19 protein-coding genes are annotated in these 17223 nt (G+C 63.6%); 14 read left to right on the forward strand and 5 right to left on the reverse strand.

Going from position 1 to position 17223, the window contains the following annotated elements; genetic code table 11:
- Positions 1-173 precede the first annotated feature (173 nt).
- Together ACTHNZ_RS19970 and ACTHNZ_RS19975 are read right to left on the reverse strand one after the other, a co-directional pair.
- Entirely contained in the window at positions 174-1508 is a 1335-nt protein-coding gene (locus ACTHNZ_RS19970; RefSeq protein WP_440544304.1) for an ABC transporter substrate-binding protein, read from the reverse strand.
- 72 nt (positions 1509-1580) lie between these two features.
- Positions 1581-2357 (reverse strand): L-iditol 2-dehydrogenase, encoded by a 777-nt coding sequence (locus ACTHNZ_RS19975; RefSeq protein WP_440544305.1) that lies wholly within the window; start codon positions 2355-2357, stop codon positions 1581-1583.
- Between the two features lie 249 nt (positions 2358-2606).
- Here ACTHNZ_RS19975 and ACTHNZ_RS19980 point away from each other — a divergent pair, with 249 nt between their 5' ends.
- From ACTHNZ_RS19980 to ACTHNZ_RS20045, 14 genes are all read left to right on the forward strand, one after another.
- Positions 2607-2855: a type II toxin-antitoxin system Phd/YefM family antitoxin gene (locus tag ACTHNZ_RS19980; RefSeq protein ID WP_440544306.1), complete on the forward strand. Its 249-nt coding sequence runs from the start codon at positions 2607-2609 to the stop codon at positions 2853-2855.
- Positions 2852-3238 (forward strand): type II toxin-antitoxin system VapC family toxin, encoded by a 387-nt coding sequence (locus ACTHNZ_RS19985; protein WP_440544307.1) that lies wholly within the window; start codon positions 2852-2854, stop codon positions 3236-3238. Before ACTHNZ_RS19980 ends, ACTHNZ_RS19985 begins: the two co-directional genes overlap by 4 nt.
- 419 nt (positions 3239-3657) lie before the next feature.
- Positions 3658-3849 (forward strand): Flp family type IVb pilin, encoded by a 192-nt coding sequence (locus ACTHNZ_RS19990; protein WP_440544308.1) that lies wholly within the window; start codon positions 3658-3660, stop codon positions 3847-3849.
- Positions 3850-3929: 80 nt separating this feature from the next.
- Entirely contained in the window at positions 3930-4463 is a 534-nt protein-coding gene (locus ACTHNZ_RS19995) for an A24 family peptidase (RefSeq protein ID WP_440544309.1), read from the forward strand.
- Positions 4464-4478: 15 nt separating this feature from the next.
- Positions 4479-5519 carry a Flp pilus assembly protein CpaB gene (gene cpaB / locus ACTHNZ_RS20000; protein ID WP_440544310.1) on the forward strand — a complete coding sequence of 347 codons (1041 nt, stop codon included), beginning with the start codon at positions 4479-4481 and terminating at the stop codon, positions 5517-5519.
- Between the two features lie 9 nt (positions 5520-5528).
- Positions 5529-6944: a type II and III secretion system protein family protein gene (locus ACTHNZ_RS20005; RefSeq protein WP_440544311.1), complete on the forward strand. Its 1416-nt coding sequence runs from the start codon at positions 5529-5531 to the stop codon at positions 6942-6944.
- Positions 6945-6958: 14 nt separating this feature from the next.
- The gene (locus ACTHNZ_RS20010; RefSeq protein WP_440544312.1) at positions 6959-7363 is read left to right on the forward strand and encodes a CpaD family pilus assembly lipoprotein; all 405 of its coding nucleotides are present in this window, start codon (positions 6959-6961) and stop codon (positions 7361-7363) included.
- Between the two features lie 13 nt (positions 7364-7376).
- Entirely contained in the window at positions 7377-8603 is a 1227-nt protein-coding gene (locus tag ACTHNZ_RS20015) for an AAA family ATPase (protein ID WP_440544313.1), read from the forward strand.
- Positions 8600-10102 (forward strand): ATPase, T2SS/T4P/T4SS family, encoded by a 1503-nt coding sequence (locus ACTHNZ_RS20020; RefSeq protein WP_440544314.1) that lies wholly within the window; start codon positions 8600-8602, stop codon positions 10100-10102. Before ACTHNZ_RS20015 ends, ACTHNZ_RS20020 begins: the two co-directional genes overlap by 4 nt.
- Positions 10099-11085, forward strand: a complete 987-nt coding sequence (locus ACTHNZ_RS20025) for a type II secretion system F family protein (protein ID WP_440544315.1) — start codon at positions 10099-10101, stop codon at positions 11083-11085. The genes ACTHNZ_RS20020 and ACTHNZ_RS20025 overlap by 4 nt, the downstream gene beginning before the upstream one ends.
- Positions 11082-12011: a type II secretion system F family protein gene (locus ACTHNZ_RS20030; protein ID WP_440544316.1), complete on the forward strand. Its 930-nt coding sequence runs from the start codon at positions 11082-11084 to the stop codon at positions 12009-12011. The genes ACTHNZ_RS20025 and ACTHNZ_RS20030 overlap by 4 nt, the downstream gene beginning before the upstream one ends.
- A gap of 62 nt (positions 12012-12073) precedes the next feature.
- A complete protein-coding gene (locus tag ACTHNZ_RS20035; RefSeq protein WP_440544321.1) occupies positions 12074-12985 on the forward strand; it encodes a tetratricopeptide repeat protein in 912 nt (303 codons plus the stop codon).
- On the forward strand, positions 12982-13410 hold the full coding sequence (locus ACTHNZ_RS20040) for a TadE/TadG family type IV pilus assembly protein (protein ID WP_440544317.1): 429 nt from the start codon (positions 12982-12984) through the stop codon (positions 13408-13410). The genes ACTHNZ_RS20035 and ACTHNZ_RS20040 overlap by 4 nt, the downstream gene beginning before the upstream one ends.
- Positions 13403-14449: a pilus assembly protein TadG-related protein gene (locus ACTHNZ_RS20045; protein ID WP_440544318.1), complete on the forward strand. Its 1047-nt coding sequence runs from the start codon at positions 13403-13405 to the stop codon at positions 14447-14449. Before ACTHNZ_RS20040 ends, ACTHNZ_RS20045 begins: the two co-directional genes overlap by 8 nt.
- On the opposite strand, the gene ACTHNZ_RS20050 is transcribed toward ACTHNZ_RS20045, so the two are convergent.
- From ACTHNZ_RS20050 to ACTHNZ_RS20060, 3 genes are all read right to left on the reverse strand, one after another.
- Complete coding sequence (locus ACTHNZ_RS20050; protein WP_440544322.1) at positions 14446-15603, reverse strand: glycosyl hydrolase; 1158 nt, start codon at positions 15601-15603, stop codon at positions 14446-14448. The two genes, ACTHNZ_RS20045 and ACTHNZ_RS20050, sit on opposite strands and share 4 nt — an antisense overlap.
- 79 nt (positions 15604-15682) lie before the next feature.
- Complete coding sequence (locus ACTHNZ_RS20055; RefSeq protein WP_440544319.1) at positions 15683-16546, reverse strand: hypothetical protein; 864 nt, start codon at positions 16544-16546, stop codon at positions 15683-15685.
- Positions 16546-17223: DUF2345 domain-containing protein (locus tag ACTHNZ_RS20060; protein WP_440544320.1), on the reverse strand; the 678-nt coding region annotated here is incomplete at its 5' end. The genes ACTHNZ_RS20055 and ACTHNZ_RS20060, both read right to left, overlap by 1 nt.

Below are 17223 nucleotides of genomic sequence, written 5' to 3' on the forward strand. Positions count from 1 at the left end.
CTTGCTCGGCGGCATGCGAGAGCGGCATATGAAGATGTCCCATCGTTCGGACTCCTGATCGATCCGGCGTCACCCCGCGGATGACGCCGAGCGCGGGCCGCCGCGGGCATGCCCGGTGCGCGGCCCGCGCGGCGGGCGATGCGAGAGCGGCGCGCATCGCCCGCCGGACTGCGTTACTTTTGATAGCCGGCTTGTCGCACGGCACGATTGGCCGCGGCATTGCCGGCCGCCAACGCCTGGTCGACGCTCATCTGCCCGGCGAGCGCGCCGGAGATGCTCTGGCCTACGACCGTCCCGAACGATTGGAACTCGGGAATGCCGACGAACTGCACACCGGTGTATGGAACCGGCTTGGCCGTCGGGTGGTTCGGGTCGGCCGTCTTGATCGCGTTCTCCACGAATTCGGAGAACGGCGCCGCCTGCTTGTACTCGGGGCGGTTATAGGTCGACTCACGCGTGCCGGGCGGCACGGAGGCCCAGCCTTCGTCCTTCGCGACGAGCTCGATGTACGGCTTGCCCGTTGCCCATTCGATGAATTTCTTCGCGTCGTCCTGCTTCTTCGACGTCTTCGGAATCGCGAGCGCCCACGCCCACAGCCAGTGCGACCCGTTCGGCGTGACGGCGACCGGCGCCGCCGCGAAACCGATCTTGTCGGCCACTTGCGATTGGTTCTTGTTGTACAGCATGCCGGCGGCCACCGTCGCATCGATCCACATCGCGCACTTGCCCGAAGACATGAGCGTCAGATTTTCGTTGAACCCGTTCGAGCTCGCACCCGGGGGGCCATCCTTCTTCATCAGGTCGACATAGAAGTTGACGGCCTTCTTCCATTCCGGCGACGTCAACTGCGCGTGCCACTTTTCGTCGAACCAGCGGCCGCCTTCGGTGTTCACGAGCGTCGTCAGATAGGCCATGTTCTCGCCCCAGCCGGCCTTGCCGCGCAAGCAAATGCCGTAGACGCCGTTCGCCTTGTCGGTCAGCTTGTCGGCAAATTGGGCGACCTGGTCGTAGGTCGGCTTCGGCGGCATCGTGAGGCCCTTGGCCGCGAACAGATCCTTGCGATAGAACGTCATCGAACTTTCCGCGTAGAACGGGAGCGCATAGAGCGTACCGTTGTACGAGAGGCTGTCGCGCACGGGCTTCATGACGTCGTTCACGTCATAGGCGGCCGGCAGGTTCGTCATCGGCGAAAGCCAGCCGCGCTTGCCCCACTGCGGCGCCTCATATGCGCCGATCATCATCACGTCGAATTGACCGCTACCGGTCGTGATGTCGGTCGTCGCACGCTGACGCAGGACGTTCTCCTCGAGCACGACCCAGTTGAGCTTGATGTCGGGGTTGCTCTTTTCGAAGTCCGCGGAGAGCTTCTTCATCTCGATCATGTCGGGGTTGTTGACCACCGCAATCGTGATCGTCGCGGCCGACGCAGCCGTCGCCGTCAGCGCGAGGGCGGCGGCAGCGATCGCGCGCCGGGCGAGGAAGGGCGCAGAGCCGGAATTGCGTTGCATCAGATGTCTCCTTAAGTCTTGTACGTTGTGGTGGAAATGCACGTGCGCCTCGGTGAAAAGCGCGCTTCGTACTCAGCTCATCCAGTTGCCGCCGTCGACGTTCAGCGTCTGCGCCGTGATGTAGTCGGCATCGCTCGACGCGAGAAAGAGCGCGGCGCCCGTGAGGTCGCCCGGCATGCCCATGCGGCCGAGCGGCACCGCTTCGCCGACGAGCCGCTTCTTCTCGCCAGGCGGGCGATGCTCATAGCGGGCAAATAGCGCGTCCACTTGGTTCCACATCGGCGTATCGATGACGCCGGGGGCAATCCCGTTGACGTTGATGCGATGCGGCGCAAGGGCGAGCGCGGCCGATTGCGTGTAGCTCAGCACAGCGGCTTTCGTCGCACAGTAATGGGACACCAGCGCTTCGCCGCGCCGGCCGGCCTGCGATGACATATTGATGATCTTGCCGCCGCGCCCTTGATCGACCATGCGTTGCGCCACGGCTTGCATCAGGAAGAACATCCCCTTCACGTTGACCGCGAAGAGCTGGTCGAACGTTTCCCAGGACTCGTCGAGCAGCGGGCGCATATCGAAAATCGCCGCGTTGTTGAACAAGATGTCGACGCCGCCGAAGCGCTCCACCGCTTGCGCGACGATGCGCGCGATGTCGTCGCGCTGCGTGACGTCGGCCCTCACGACGTGAACGTGCTCGGGATACCGCTTGGCCAGATTGGGGCAAATGGCGTCGGGGGATTTCACGTCGACGAGGACGCAACGCGCGCCCTCGCTCAAATAACGCTCGGCAACGGCCTCGCCGATGCCGCTCGCCGCGCCCGTCAGTATCGCGACCTTGTCGTGCAATCTCACGAACTCGTCTCCAAAGGGTGTAAGAGGACCCGTCTTTTTTTCGGTTCTTTCGGTCTTGCGTGGCTACTGAGCGTTCGCTCATTCGTAGAGCATTTGCTCGTCGCGTGATCGAATGATCGGATACGCATCGGGGCGTGTCAAGGCGAGCCCGACATTTTCGATGGTGCAGTGCGCAAGAGCGCCGATAGCCGTTCGGTCTATTGAAGAATTGGGCTAAACTAATGAAACTTAGTCCACTGCCACGACATCATGGAAATTGTGAATATTCACGAAGCAAAGACCCACCTCTCTCGGCTCGTCGATCGGGCGGCCCTCGGGGAGCCTTTCATCATCGCCAAGGCGGGCAAGCCGCTCGTCAAGGTCGTGCCGCTCGATGCGCCCGCCGCAGGCCAGCGCCGCCGTCTCGGATTTCTCGCGGGCCACGTCACGGTGCCCGACGATTTCGATCGGATCGGCGCGCGGGAGATCGAGCAACTTTTTGGAGGTATCGATATTTGAAGCTGCTGCTCGACACTCATCTATTGCTGTGGGCCGCAGGACAGCCGGAACGGCTGTCCGCCACCGCGTGCTCGCTGCTCGACGACGAAGACAACACCTTGTTGTTCAGCGCCGCGAGCCTCTGGGAAGTCACGATCAAGAACGACCTCGGCAGGGCCGATTTCCGCGTCGATCCGCGACTGCTTCGCCGCGGGCTCCTAGATAACGGGTATCTCGAATTGCCGATCACCCATCAGCACGTCCTCTCGCTCAAAGGGCTCGAGCCGCATCATCGGGACCCGTTCGATCGGATTCTCATCGCACAATCGGTGGCGGAGGGCATCACGCTCGTGACGACGGATCCGGTCGTCGCGCAGTACGAAGGTCTCGTAACACAGGTCTGAACATATAGGACGGAATGGGCGTGGCGTCTTGTGCGCCACCCGCCGTGCGCCTACCGTCGATCCACTCGAGACAAAGGGGCAATGGAGCGAGACACCTGCGATCGATAGCGATCGAAAGCAGAGGATAGTTAGTACAACTGAGCTATCGTTTACACTTAGCTTAATATCGTCGTACGATTGCCGCCAAACGCTCGAATTGCGCGGTAAACCGGTGCCATATTGGGGCTTCATCGCGCCCGCCGATCGGCGACTATCTCCTCATGCGACGCGTCCCCCCTCTCCCCCTAACTAGGGAATCTACGGACTTCGCTAAAGCCGCGCAAACGATTGCCGTAAACAAGATCGGGAGCGAATATCTCCCACCACTTGTTGCGAAAGAGGTCATGCGGCCCCCTTCGTCATTATTTAGGAGTCCTCAAATGCTTCGTTTCTTACGATTCCTTTCGCGCGACGAGCGCGGCGTCAGCGCCCTCGAATATTCGGTCTTGGCCGGCATCGTCGTCGTGGCCGTGGCTGCAGCGGGCGCGATCTTCGGCGGCGGCACCGGTCTGCCGGCGCTCTTCTCCAACATGATCACGCACGTCACGAGCGTTCAGACCAACGGTCACTGATGCTTGACGCCGTTCGGCGAGCACGCCGAACGGCTCGTCTTGGTCCGCGCCGGCGCACGTTGATCGAATGGTGAGCATTCATGTTCTCGATCCTGACTCTCGCTTGTGCGCTCTTGGCGATGCTGGCCGTCTCCGATTTGCGGCGGCGGCGCTTGCCCAATGCGATCGTCGCAGCCTTCGCGGCGCTCTATTTCACGCAAGCATGGATCGCCGGTGAAAGCCGGATCGAGTTGGTGGCGCACGTCGCGACAGGCGCAGCGATACTGTTGATCGCTGCGCTGCTGTTCCGTTTCGGATGGCTCGGCGGCGGCGACGCCAAGTTATTCGGCGCAGTGTTCCTCTGGAGCGGTCCCGCATTCGCGGCAACCGTTTTCTTCACCGTTTCGTTGTTCGGATTGGTGCTCGGCATCGCGCAGATGGCGATCGGCCGCATGCAACGCAATCCCGATGCCGCGTGGGCGCTCGCATGGCTGGCTCCCGCACGCGGCGTGCCGTATGGCGTCGCGCTGGCGGCAGGCGGCATCGCCGCCGTATGGCTGCCGGCCCTCAACGGCCACGCGCTCTCGCCGCACCTCGCGGCTTGGCCGCTTTCGATTCACGCACGGCTCACATAACGGAACGCCGTCGTCATGCAAAACATCCTCAAACTCGCCGGCTTGATCATCGTCGCCGCCATCGGCGCTTTCGTCTTGCGCGCACTGTATGTCGCTGCTTCGCGCCCCGGCCCCGCCAAGCCGCCGGCGATGGTGAACATTCGGGCTGCAGCGGCCGATTTGCCCGATGGCCTGCTGTTGCGCGACAGCGATCTCGTCTGGAAGCGCGTGCCCCGCAGCGACGCGCCTCAAGGCGCGCTCGTCGAAGGCCAGCCCGATGCCGTGGATCTGAAAGGGGACCTCCTGCGTCACGCCGTTCACGCGGGCACGCCGCTCGGCCCGGCCGACGTCATCTCGCCGAGCTCGCCCGGTTTTCTCGCCGCCGCGCTCAAGCCCGGCATGCGCGCGATCTCGGTCGCGATCGACGACGTTTCCGGCAACGCCGGACTCATCGAGCCCGGCGACTATGTCGACGTGCTGCTGACCCAGCAGATTTCGACCTCGCCGAATGCCGCCAGCACGTCCGACCGGACCGTGGAGACCGAAACGGTTGCCGAGCGCGTACGCGTGCTCGCAGTCGGGACGGCATTCACACGTCCCAAGGACGACGACAAGAAACCGACCGCGGCGAACTCGCGCGCGCGCACCGTGACGTTCGAAGTGACGCCGCGCGGCGCGGAAGTCGTCACGGTCGCCGCTCATCTGGGCTCGCTTTCGTTGGCGCTGCGCAGCTTCGCGACACGCGATCGAAATGCCGTTCAAGCCGAGGACGTGATCGAGCCGCAGACCGAGCCCGTCTGGGCCCGTGACGTCTCGCGCGGCCTGCGTGCCGTCACGCCCGCCCCTCAAGCCGGAACCCACACGATTGCTCAGCGCGCGACCGAAAACGACCGGCCCGTCATCATCTATCGCGGTTCCAAAGAAGGCGATTCGCTCGGCCCCGATTCGTTAGGACAACCGAATACGTCCGCGGGCGTCCTGCCGCCGCTGCCGGCTGGCACGCCGCCCACGATGCCGGGCTCCAAGCCCGCCGCCGCGCCCACCGCGGCGGCCTCCGGCGCTCGTCCTGCCGCCTAGGATCGCTCCATGATCGATGTCATCGTTTCTCATTTGAAATCGCGCGGCGCCGCCTCGCGCCGCGCGCTGACCGTCCTCGCCGGTCTCGCCGTCGCAGCCGTGCTGCTTGCGCCGACGGCTGCGTCCGCGAGCCCTGCCGTCGACGATGCGCTGCTGACCGTGCCGGCAGGCGGCGGTGCGATGGTGCAGTTGCCGGAACCGGCCGTGGCCGTCTTCGTAGCCGACCCCGAGATCGCGGACGTGCACGTGCCCACCCCGAAAACGGTCTTCGTGCTCGGCAAAAAGGCCGGCACGACGACGTTGTTCGTGCTCGGCGCAAACAACCGTCCGATCGTGCGCAAAACGATCATGGTCGCGATGGACACCGCCTCGATCCAACGGCTGCTCGACGCGCGCTTTCCTCAATGGCGGCTCACCGTCACGAGTGCGCCCGGTTCGCTGATGGTCAGCGGGCACGTGCCGAGCGCAGCCGACGCCGACGCGGTCGTGCAAACGCTGAAGCCGTATGTCCACGATCGGGAGACGCTCGTCAATCGCCTGGCGCTGGCGCAGCCGATTCAGGTCCACCTGCGCGTGCGCATCACCGAAGTCGATCGCAACATCACGCAGCAACTCGGTATCAACTGGAGCTCGCTCGGCTCGACCGGAAACTTCATCGGCGGATTGTTCAACGGCCGCGCATTCATCGATCCGACGTCGAAGCTGTTCAACCTGTCGCCGACGGGCGCATTCTCGGTCGAAGGCGGCTTCCATACGTCGCGCTACTCGATCGACGGCGTGCTCGACGCGCTCGATCAGGAAGGGCTGATCACGATGCTGGCCGAGCCCAATCTCACGGCGATGTCGGGCCAAACCGCCAGCTTCCTCGCGGGCGGCGAGTTTCCGATTCCCGTCGCGCAAGACAAGACGGACACGATCACGATCGAGTTCAAGCCATACGGCGTCTCGCTCGATTTCACGCCGACCGTGCTCGCGAACAACCGCATCAGCCTGAAAGTTCGTCCCGAAGTCAGCGAGATCGATCCGACCAACAGCGTCACCACCGGCTCGATCAAGGTACCGGCGCTGACCGTGCGCCGCGTCGAGACGACCGTCGAGCTCTCGAGCGGACAAAGCTTCGCGATCGGCGGCCTGTTGCAAAGCAAGAGCAGCGACGTGCTGTCGCAGTTGCCGGGCCTCGGCCGCCTGCCTGTGCTCGGCAAGCTGTTTTCATCGAAGGACTATCTGAACAACAAGTCGGAAGTCGTCGTCATCGTGACGCCCTACATCGTGCAACCGGTCGGCCCGGGCCAATTGCGCGACGCGCTCGACAGCGTCACGCGCCCGAGCAGTGACGTCGAGTTCGCATTGCAGCGCGCGCTCGGCGTCGATCCGCTGGCGGGCACCGCGCCGCGCCTCGTCGGCGCCGCGGGCTTCGTCTACTGATTGGGAGTCACGCCATGCGCAATCGAACCGTCACCCTCGCCACTGCTTGGTTCGCGGCAATCGCAACCGCATCGAGCCTCACTGGCTGCATGTCGGAGCATCCACCGCTCGGCATGCCGAACGATTCGGTGATCGGCTTCACGCAAGCCGGAGGTGGCCACGCGATCCCACCGGAATGCAGTCAACTCAATCAACCCTCGCACATGATCGATGCGGGACGGGGCCGCCCGGGCATCGCATTCGGCTGCGCCACTTACTCGAATCTCGCTGAAATGCTCGCCCGACCGGCCGATCTCGTCGCCCCCGTGCCCTACGCCGGGGCCGACGCGGCGCTCGGCGCCAGCGCGGTTCGCGCCTACGAGGAAGGCCGCACCCAGCCGCTCAACCCGACGTCGACGACGACGTCGGTCACGCATTGAGGATCGATACGTCATGGGTGCATTCGAATTGCGCTCCGCCAACCGTCGCGCACAACCGCTCGCGACCGATCGCATCATCGCCGTTCTCGGCGATCCGAGCAGCGAAGAAGTCGTCAAGAACCTGATGCGCGACCAGGGCATCGTAGGCGCCCACGTCGCGCGCGGTGCAATCGACGACGCCATCGAGCTCATGCGCAAGCTGCCGCATTCGCCGCGGCATTTGCTCGTCGACGTATCGGGTTCGTCGATGCCGATTTCCGACCTGATGCGGCTCGCCGAAGTCGTCGATCCTTCCGTCAGCGTCGTGGTCGTCGGCGATCACAACGATGTCGGCTTGTTTCGTTCCCTGCTGCGCCTGGGCGTGCAGGACTACCTCGTCAAACCGTTGACGGTCGAACTCGTGCAGCGTGCGCTGGCGGCGAGCGATCCGACTGCTTCGGCGCGTGCCGGCAAGGCGATCGGCTTCATCGGCGCGCGAGGCGGCGTGGGGGTGACGACGATCGCGACCGCCCTCGCGCGGCACCTCGCCGACAAGACGCGCCGGCGCATCGCGTACGTCGATCTCGACTTGCACGGCGGAGCGGCCGCGTCGATGCTCGGCATCGACGCGAACAACGGTCTCGCCGAGCTCATGCAAAACACGCATCGGCTCGATCAGCAGCTCATTCATCAAACCGCGGTCGCGCAGAGCGACCGGCTCTTCATATTCAGTGCGGAGTTGCCGTACGAGCAGCCGCTCGCGCTGCGCGCCGGAACGGTCGGCGAGCTCGTTGCGGCACTGAAGCACCATTTTCATTACGTGGTGCTCGATTTGCCGCAGCGTGCGGGCGGATTCGTCGACGAGACGCTCGATGCCTGCGAAACGATCCATGTCGTCGCCGACCGGTCAGTCCACGCGGCGCGCGAGACGGCGCGGCTGTGCCGGTTCGCGGAGGGCCGTCCGGCCGATGCTGCCGTATCGGTGCTGCTGAACAATGCCCAGCAACCCGTTCGCGGCCGCGTCGCTCAATCGGACTTCGTCCATGCGCTCGGGCGCGCGTCGGTCCATGAATTCCCTTACGAGCCGCAGACACTGGCCGTCGCGCAAAATCTCGGCGAAGCGATCGGCGAAGGCAAGCACTCGGCCTTCGCGCGCGCGGTCGCCGCCCTCGCCGACGCGATCACGGGTGCCGACGCGCCGGCCGTCGTCGAGCGCGGCCGTTGGTACGCACGGCTGCTGCCCAAACGGAGCGCGTCATGATGTTCGGACGCCGCGCCGGCACCGCATCGTTCGCGCCGCACTCGCCGTCAGCCGGAGCTGCCGCGCACGACGATGCGCCGATGCCGGCACGCACGCCGAAGACGACGGGCGAAGGCGTGCGAGCGGAACCGAACAAAGCGGCCGCCGCTCAGGACACCAGCGCGCAGCCTAACGCTGTCGAGCGGACGCAGCCGGCGAACGGCGCCGCGCAACCACCGCCGGTCGACCGCCACGAAGCGCTGATCCGCTCCGATACCTTCAAGACGATACGCTCGGCCGTGTTTTCGTCGATGAACATGTCGGCGGCTTTGACGATGTCTCGCGCGCAAGTACGCGAAGGCGTCGAGCAGATCGCGGCCGAGACGATCGCGCGCGAACGCCTGACGATCACCTTGGCCGAGCAGGCGCTCATCGTCGACGAGATGCTCAACGACATGTTCGGCGTCGGACCGATCGAACCGCTGCTCGCCGATGAAAAGGTGACCGACATTCTCGTGAACGGTCCGGACCAAGTCTACGTCGAGCGCGGCGGACGGCTCGAGCTCACGCCGCTGAAGTTCCGCGACAACGCGCACGTCGTCAACGTCGCGCAGCGCATCGCGGCGGCAGTCGGCCGTCGCGTCGACGAGAGCAGCCCGCTCGTCGATGCGCGCTTGGCCGACGGCAGCCGCGTCAACGTCGTGCTCCCGCCGATCGCGCTACGCGGCGCCTCGATCTCGATTCGCAAGTTCGCCAAGCGCAACATCACGCTCGCGAAGATGGCGCAGCAAGGCAACATCTCACCGGCAATGGTCGAGGTGCTGCGCATTGCGAGCGCGTGCCGTCTGAACATCGTCATCTCGGGCGGCACCGGCTCGGGTAAGACGACGCTGCTCAACGCGCTGTCGAACTTCATCGATCCGCACGAGCGCGTCGTGACGATCGAAGATGCGGCCGAGCTGCAACTGCAGCAACCGCACGTCGTCAGTCTCGAGACTCGTCCTGAGAATAGCGAGGGGCTCGGCGGCATCTCGCAGCGCGACCTCGTTCGCAACGCGCTGCGGATGCGGCCCGATCGCATCATCTTGGGCGAGACACGCGGCACCGAAGCATTCGACGTGCTGCAGGCGATGAACACGGGCCACGACGGCTCGATGACGACGATCCACGCGAATACGCCGCGCGACGCGATCACGCGCTTGGAAAGCATGGTGATGATGGCCAACGGCAACCTGCCGCTCGTGTCGATCCGCCGCCAGATCGCGAGCGCCGTCCACATGATCCTGCAGATCGAGCGCATGCGCGATGGGATGCGGCGCGTCACTCGCGTCACCGAGATATCGGGCATGGAAGGCGATATCGTCATCACGCAGGATCTGTTCACCTTCAGGTTCAATGCGAGCGCCTACGAAGAGCAGGTACGCGGCACGTTCGAATCGTCGTCGCTGCGCCCGGCCTTCGCACAGCGCGCGGCCTACTACGGCCTCGAAGAACAACTGATCGGAGCGATGCAATCGTGACGCCCGCCGACGTCGTCGCCGCCTCCGCGTTCTTCGCGATCGTCGTCGCGGGGCTCATCGGGCGCTCGCTGCGCGAGATGGCGCGCAAGCAACCGGCGCAACGGATCGCCCAACGCGTGGCGGCACTGCGCGACCCGCAGGGGGCCAGCCGTAGCGCACGCAGCGACAAGCCCTCGCACCAGCTCGTGAGCCTCGATCGCCTCGACGCAAACGTGCCGGCCTGGCAAGCGTGGCTTCACGCGAAACGGCAACGCATCGAAACGATCGCGGGCCGCGCGGGCGTGCGCAACATCATCGTCGTCGCGCTGCTTGCGGGCTTGGCCGATTTCGTCGGCGGCGCGCTGGCCGGCCTGCCGTTTTGGGTGCGTGCGCTTGGCGCAGCCGTCACCGCGTTGATCGCCGTGCGAGGGATGTACCTTTTCACGATCAACCGCTTCAAGCAACGTTTTCTCGCCGTATTCCCCGACACGCTCGATCTGATCATCCGCGCCGTGCGAGCCGGAATCCCGGCCGTGCAAGCGATTTGCACGGCCGGCGTCGAAAGCGAGGAGCCGGTGCGCTCGACGTTTCGCACGATGGGCGATGCCCTATTGGTCGGTGCGGAAGTCAAGGACGTGCTCGAGCAGGCAGCCGCACGCCTGCAACTGGCGGACTTTTCGTTTTTTGCGGTCTGCCTCGTCCTGCAACGCGAAACAGGCGGCAATCTCGCCGAAACGCTGGAAAACCTCGCCGCCATCGTGCGCACGCGCCGCGACATCCGTGCAAAGACGAAGGCGCTGACGGCGGAAGGACGAATCGCCAGCAAGATCATCTCGGGTGTGCCCTTTTTCATCATGGGCTTCCTTTACATCGTCAACCGCCCCTATGTGTCGCTGCTATTCGACACGCGCGCGGGCCACAAGATGCTCGTCCTCGCAGCCGTGCTGCTGACGATCGGGCTCTCGCTGATCCGCAAGATCGCCAACTTGGACACCTCACGATGAAAGACACCGACGTCTGGATGAACCTCGCGCTCATCGTGCTGCTCGTGAGCGCGACGCTGTGGCTCGTGCTGCACGGCCGCGGCAAGCGCTCGCGCATCGCGCAGCGCGTGCGCGTGTGCGTTGCGCGCGCGAGCGCCCCGGGGCAAGAGCGAAACGTGCCGCAGCAGCTCGCTCACAAGGTCGCGACGATCGGCGAACGGATGCCGATCATCGACGCAGCCGAGCGCGGCAAGCTCGCCTCGCGGCTCGCCAACGCGGGCTTTCGCGAGCCGCGTGCCGTTTCGATCCTCGGAGGCCTCAAGATCCTCTGCGGCGTTTGCGTGGCTTTCGGGACGATCGTGCTCGCCCCGCACCTGCCGCGCATCGGCGAGCATTTCGTCATGCGCCTGTTGGCGATGGCCGGTGCGTTCGTCATCGGCATGATGCTGCCAGAGCATGCGCTCGGATTCGTCGTCAAGCGCCGCCAACGTGCGATCGCCGCCGCGCTGCCCGACGCGCTCGATCTGCTCGTCATCTGCACGAACGCCGGCAACAGCCTCGTCGTCGCCATCAAGCGCGTCGCGGCCGAGCTGCACACGATCTGCCCGCCGCTGTCCGACGAATTCTCGGTGACCGCCGACCAACTTCAGATCGGGGGCGACAGCGCGGCCGCGCTCAATGCGATGGCGGCTCGCATCGGCTTGACGTCGATGCGCGCACTCGTGACGACGCTCGTTCAATCACAGCAGTACGGCACGCCGATCACGCAGTCGCTGCGGATGCTGTCTCGCACCGAGCGCTCGATGCAGATCATCGCGCTCGAAGAAAAAGCCGCGAAGCTCGCGCCCAAGATGACGCTGCCGATGATGCTCTTCATCATGCCGACCGTCGCGCTGATCGCGGCGGGACCGGCCGTCATCCGGCTCATCGCCGTATTTCGTCATTGAACAGAAATGAATTGCCGGTCGAATCGACCGTAGGAGGTGCCTTGAATCCGATCACCTTGCCGATGCGGCGTTTGCCGCTCGCCGCACTCGCGATAGGTGCATTGACCGTCGGGTTATTGACCGGCTGCGCGAACGAACCGCTCGTTCAATCGCGTCCTGTCTACATCGAGCATGGGACGGACAAGAGCACCGATCTGCATATCGCGGAAGGCGCGCTCGACAGCGGCGACACTCAGCTCGCCATCTCACTGTTCGAACGCACGCTCAAGGCCGATCCTCACTCGCTGCCCGCCCAATTGGGCCTCGCCGACGCAATCTACCAAACGGGCGACCTGCCGCGGGCGGGCGTGCTGTACGCACAAGTGGCCGCGGCCGCACCAGACGATCCTCGTGCGCAGTTGGGGCTGGCTCGCGTCGCACTGCGCGAGCGTCGCCTCGACGATGCCGTCGCGCGCTATCGGCGCCTTTCTCACACGCATCCCGAGAACGCCGTCGTCGCCGAGGGGCTCGGCGCCGCGCTCGACCTGCAGGGCAAGCACAGTGAGGCTCAAACCGTCTACCGAGCCGCGTTGGCCAGCCATCCCGAAGTGCAGGGGCTGAAGGCGGACCTCGGGCTGTCGCTGATTCTCGACCGGCGTGCACGCGAAGGCGCGAACGTGTTGCTCGACATCGCGGGCCTGCCCGATGCGCCGACCCAAGCGCGCGAGAACCTCGCGCTGGCCTATGGCGTGCTCGGCAACGATGAGGCGGCCAAGCGCATTCTGACGACGGACATGCCGGCTGCCTCGGCCGAGGACAATGTGCGCTTCTACGAGAATCTGCGAGCGCGGTGGGATGCGCACACGACCGAGACCGATGCCGCGCCGCCGGCCGGCGACGCCGCGCATGCGACGGCGAGCACGGATGCAGTGCGCGCCGAACGCGTGCCGTCCGCACCGAACGCACCGAACGCAGTTGCTGGAGTCGTCGAATGAACCGGCTCGCACGCCTCGCCTCGAACGAGCGCGGCGTCGCGGCGCTCGAGTTCGTGCTCGTCTTTCCATTCTTGATGACCGTGCTGTTCGGCATCGTCGATACGAGCCTGCTCCTGTGCGACAAGGCCGTGATCACGAATGCGAGCCGTGAGGCCGCGCGTGCGGGGGTCGTCGTGCGCGTGCCGCAGATGGCCGCGAGCGACGTCGCGAACGTCGCACTCGCCTACGCGCAGAACAATCTGGTGACGGGGGGCACGGCGACGACACCGACCGTCAGCGTCGATCAATCGGCCGGCACTTCGCCGGGCAGCCCGCTCACGGTGACAGTCACCTATACCTACGAGGGGCTCGTGCTCGGTTCGGCGCTCAGTGCGTTGACGGGTCCCGTCACCGTCAGCGCGACGACGGTGATGAACTATGAATAGGCGGGCGACGCTCGTATCGCGGCGCAGCGCATCGCTGCGCAGACAGCGCGGCTCGGTACCGCTGTGGTTCGTGCTGACGCTCCCGGTCTTGCTGACGTTCGGCGCGTTCGCGGTGGACATGCCGCGCGTCGCAACGGCACGCAACGAGTTGCAGAACGCGGCCGATGCCGCGGCGCTCGCGGGCGCATCGAAGCTGCTCGCCAGCAGCAGCGGGCCCGACTGGCCCGATGCTGCCAGCGAATCCGGTGCGGCGGTATCGTTGAACCGATCCGACGGCGTGGCGTTCACGGTAGCCGGCGTGCAAACCGGATATTGGAATTTGACGGGCGCGCCGTCGACGCTCGAGGCGCAGACGATCGTGCCGACTACCTACGATGTCCCGGCCGTGCAGGTGACGGTGACGCGCGCCGCGGGCGTCAATGGCGGTGCCGTCTCGCTGCTGCTGGGCGGATTTCTCGATTACCTGAGCGCGCCGGCCAGTGCGACGGCTGTTGCGGTGGCCGCGGCGCCTTCGACCATCGGTGCGGGCGGGCTTTTTCCGATGGTCATCGATCAGTGCGTGCTCAATCAGTATTGGAACGCGCAGACGAACGAGCCGACGATCGATCCGTCGACGGGACAGCCATACGAATTTCAGATCGGCAATGGGCAGACCTACGGCGGCACCTGCCAAGCCGGGCAATGGACATCGTTCCTCATCAATGCGAACGACGTGCCGACCGTGCGCGGCCTCATTGCGTCAGGCAATCCGGGGCCGATCTCGATCGGCGACAACATCTGGATCGAGCCCGGCGTGAAGACGACGATCTATAGCGACGTGCCCGTCGGTGCGACGATCGTGGTGCCGGTTGCGGCGCAGATCGATTCGCACAGCTACGTGCCCGTCGTTGCGTTCGCGGCGTTTTATGTCGATGGGTCATACGGCGACAGTCAGAAGTACATCCAAGGGCACTTCGTCGGCGGGTATCGGATTCCCGTGCAATCGTGGGGCATCGGGCCGAACTATGGGGCTTATGTGCAGCCGCGTTTGGCGCTTTAGAAGCGCCGTTTTTTCAATGTATAGGCGAACAGCGCGTATTGCGTATTGGTCTCGGGATCGAAATATCCGCCTTGCGCCGCCCCGTCATTCAGTTCCACCCATGATTTACCGAAGCTCTTGCTGACGAACGTGAGATCGCGCGGCGCTCCATTGCCCGTGGCATCGGTCGCGGAGACCAACATTACGCCTTGCTTACCGACGCTCAGCCCATCGAGCATCAGATGTTCGTCGAACGTGTGCAACTGCTGCACGCTCGCCGTCTGATCGTTCGTCCATACCGAGAGCGCACCCGTGCGATGCCCCTTGTCGCTCGGGTTATCCCAATTGCGCGGCACACCAAGCCGAGACAACGCATAGAGCGAATAACTCCCCGCCGTGTCGGGAGACGATTGCAAATCGACCACTGTTTGGTTCGGCAGCACGACTTCCTGCTCGAAGTCTTGTTGGCCCCAACGCATACGGTAGACCACGCTCGATGCCTTGATATCGTTCAACTGTTCGACGTAGTAGGCGACGCGAAGCATGCCATCAGGGCCGAGATTCACCGCATCAAACGTCTCGCGGGGTTGTCCCGCATCGGCAAGCGGCGGCACCTTCAGTTCATGCCAAGACTGCCCGCCATCCGCCGTACGCCATACGTGAGGACCCCAGCCAATCGCATAGCCACGCTGAGGATCGAGGAACAGCAACTGCCCGATATTGTGGTCAACAGACCATGCCAGTTGCGTCCAGCTTCGCCCTGCATCGCTAGAGCGCCACAGCTTCGTAATTTGCGGAGCCAGACCATTCGAAGAAGGTGCCGCCTTGTAATCCGTCCATCCAATACTGACATACACGGTACCCCAGTCCTTCGAATACCACCACGCGGCACTTTGACCTCGCTGCTGGAGGGTACGTGTGAAGCCGGCGCCGAGCGTGCCTGTCTGGAAGGCTACGGTGCGTCGATTTAGACGCTCGGAAGAATCATCCATCCACGCTTGCGTGAACTCCGCAACCTCTGGATTCTTGAGCTCGCTTGCCGGCTTGAACTTTAGTTCGGGGCCGGCCATCTTGAGACTGATGATATTGTCCCCCCGAACGCGGAATGCGCCCGCCCCATATGGCTTATCGCCTTTCCCAAAATCTGTCGAAATCGTTTGCCAGCTCGTCGTCATGCTCCGGTACCCATAAGTTAAAACGGAAAGCAAAATCAGGACACCTACTAGCATTCCGCCCAGTTTAATTTTTTTCATGTCATTTAGCCAACAATCGACCGAGCGCCTTGCCCACGAGGTCGTCCACATCAGATCTATTTATCATGTTCGGCAAAACAACTTTTCCGCTATCGTAGGCTTGCCCCCACGTTCGCGCGCCCCCCCATTCCTGAATGTTTGGTTGCGCCATGATTCTCATCAGATCTGCAATCGGAAGATCCGCGAGACCTCCATCCAAGTAAGCCAATGGGTGCGTTTTGAACGCGAACGATTTGAACACGTCATCGTCGAGTTCAAGCTTGTATTTAGGCACAATCATGCTTACGTTACCATTACCTAGCTTTACGCTGCTCATTTGAATTTGGTCACCGATCATGTTTTGACGCAAACCATCTTCCATGTTGCTCTGCAAAAGCTTTCTAGCGCTTCGAAGCCAAGCTTGCCCCTGTGAACTTAACTTTGGGTACAGCGCTGCACCATAAGTCGAGCAATAGTAATAGCCATAGCTGACGTAATACGAAGGCGGCTTATGCCCGCACCCGACGTGTCGCATCATAAAGCTGCCGTGACGCGACCAATCGGAGTCGGTGCTTTCCGGCGCAATCAACTGCTCGCGACGATGCAGCAGGCGGCGGGCGACCTCCTTGTCCTTCCATGGGTCCCACGAGGTAGCAAACGCCTTCACCGTTTCCCATGCGCTCGAGACGCTAACCTTCTCCACCGTTTCGAGATACTCGCCATGCAGCGGCTGATAGTAATATGGGCACGTCCCGATGATCGACGGTGCCGCGGGCGGTACGTGCTTGTTGCATATGCTCAGTTCCACCTTCGGGCGGACGTGGTAGTCGATAGGCGTCAACAACGACGCCCCTGTTCCCAGGATGGTGTCCTGTTTGTCGGCCATTAATGATCCTCCAGGAATTTAACGACGACGTCCTTTGGCACATGACTTTGCGTCAATCCGGTCTCTCCATCTTCGTTCGTCACGCCCTGAGAAATGAGCTTGCCATCAGAGAACATCTGAAATTTCGTGTTGGCCGCTGGAATATCCGTGCCAGCCCAACGGGCAATGAAGGCCTGATCGTAGTTGCTGTCCGCACCAGGCATCGTGGGAAGCGCGTTGGACAAATGCGCCGGGCCATCAAACAAGTGCTGCGCCCCCTTGATATCGATCTTTCCCGGCGCATGGATCTCGATGTTTCCGTTTGAAATGCGGATGTAGGCCCCGCCCGAGGTGAGCAAGATCTCCTTTGCCGCAGCGACCTCGATACTCTCTGTCACCGACTGGACTTTCACAGTCTTTTGCGCCGTTAGTTCGATATTGCCCGAGTGCGCCTGAATCTCCACCTTGCCTTTCGCCGCAAACAGCTTCATCCCCGCGTTTTGCACGAACAAACTGATCTTTTCCGCGACGCTCGCAAACAGCGATTTCCCGGCAGTCACCGACACGTTATGGGCCGCCGTGAGGGCGACATGCTCACCGCCACTGACATGTATCGTCGCGGGCGTCGTCGCTTGCACGCCTCCTGCACCGGCGAGTAGTAGGTGCGGTTCGTTCAGTTCGGGAAACGATCCATCGCC

It is taken from the genome of Trinickia sp., from assembly GCF_051953955.1.
Lineage (GTDB): Bacteria > Pseudomonadota > Gammaproteobacteria > Burkholderiales > Burkholderiaceae > Trinickia.

What these genes read in the sequence shown, in the direction of transcription:
- ACTHNZ_RS19970 (WP_440544304.1), bottom strand. Translation starts at nt 1,508, where the DNA reads ATGCAACGCAATTCCGGCTCTGCGCCCTTCCTCGCCCGGCGCGCGATC.
- ACTHNZ_RS19980 (WP_440544306.1), top strand. Translation starts at nt 2,607, where the DNA reads ATGGAAATTGTGAATATTCACGAAGCAAAGACCCACCTCTCTCGGCTC.
- ACTHNZ_RS19990 (WP_440544308.1), top strand. Translation starts at nt 3,658, where the DNA reads ATGCTTCGTTTCTTACGATTCCTTTCGCGCGACGAGCGCGGCGTCAGC.
- ACTHNZ_RS19995 (WP_440544309.1), top strand. Translation starts at nt 3,930, where the DNA reads ATGTTCTCGATCCTGACTCTCGCTTGTGCGCTCTTGGCGATGCTGGCC.
- cpaB (WP_440544310.1), top strand. Translation starts at nt 4,479, where the DNA reads ATGCAAAACATCCTCAAACTCGCCGGCTTGATCATCGTCGCCGCCATC.
- ACTHNZ_RS20005 (WP_440544311.1), top strand. Translation starts at nt 5,529, where the DNA reads ATGATCGATGTCATCGTTTCTCATTTGAAATCGCGCGGCGCCGCCTCG.
- ACTHNZ_RS20010 (WP_440544312.1), top strand. Translation starts at nt 6,959, where the DNA reads ATGCGCAATCGAACCGTCACCCTCGCCACTGCTTGGTTCGCGGCAATC.
- ACTHNZ_RS20015 (WP_440544313.1), top strand. Translation starts at nt 7,377, where the DNA reads ATGGGTGCATTCGAATTGCGCTCCGCCAACCGTCGCGCACAACCGCTC.
- ACTHNZ_RS20020 (WP_440544314.1), top strand. Translation starts at nt 8,600, where the DNA reads ATGATGTTCGGACGCCGCGCCGGCACCGCATCGTTCGCGCCGCACTCG.
- ACTHNZ_RS20030 (WP_440544316.1), top strand. Translation starts at nt 11,082, where the DNA reads ATGAAAGACACCGACGTCTGGATGAACCTCGCGCTCATCGTGCTGCTC.
- ACTHNZ_RS20035 (WP_440544321.1), top strand. Translation starts at nt 12,074, where the DNA reads ATGCGGCGTTTGCCGCTCGCCGCACTCGCGATAGGTGCATTGACCGTC.
- ACTHNZ_RS20040 (WP_440544317.1), top strand. Translation starts at nt 12,982, where the DNA reads ATGAACCGGCTCGCACGCCTCGCCTCGAACGAGCGCGGCGTCGCGGCG.
- ACTHNZ_RS20045 (WP_440544318.1), top strand. Translation starts at nt 13,403, where the DNA reads ATGAATAGGCGGGCGACGCTCGTATCGCGGCGCAGCGCATCGCTGCGC.
- ACTHNZ_RS20050 (WP_440544322.1), bottom strand. Translation starts at nt 15,603, where the DNA reads ATGACGACGAGCTGGCAAACGATTTCGACAGATTTTGGGAAAGGCGAT.
- ACTHNZ_RS20055 (WP_440544319.1), bottom strand. Translation starts at nt 16,546, where the DNA reads ATGGCCGACAAACAGGACACCATCCTGGGAACAGGGGCGTCGTTGTTG.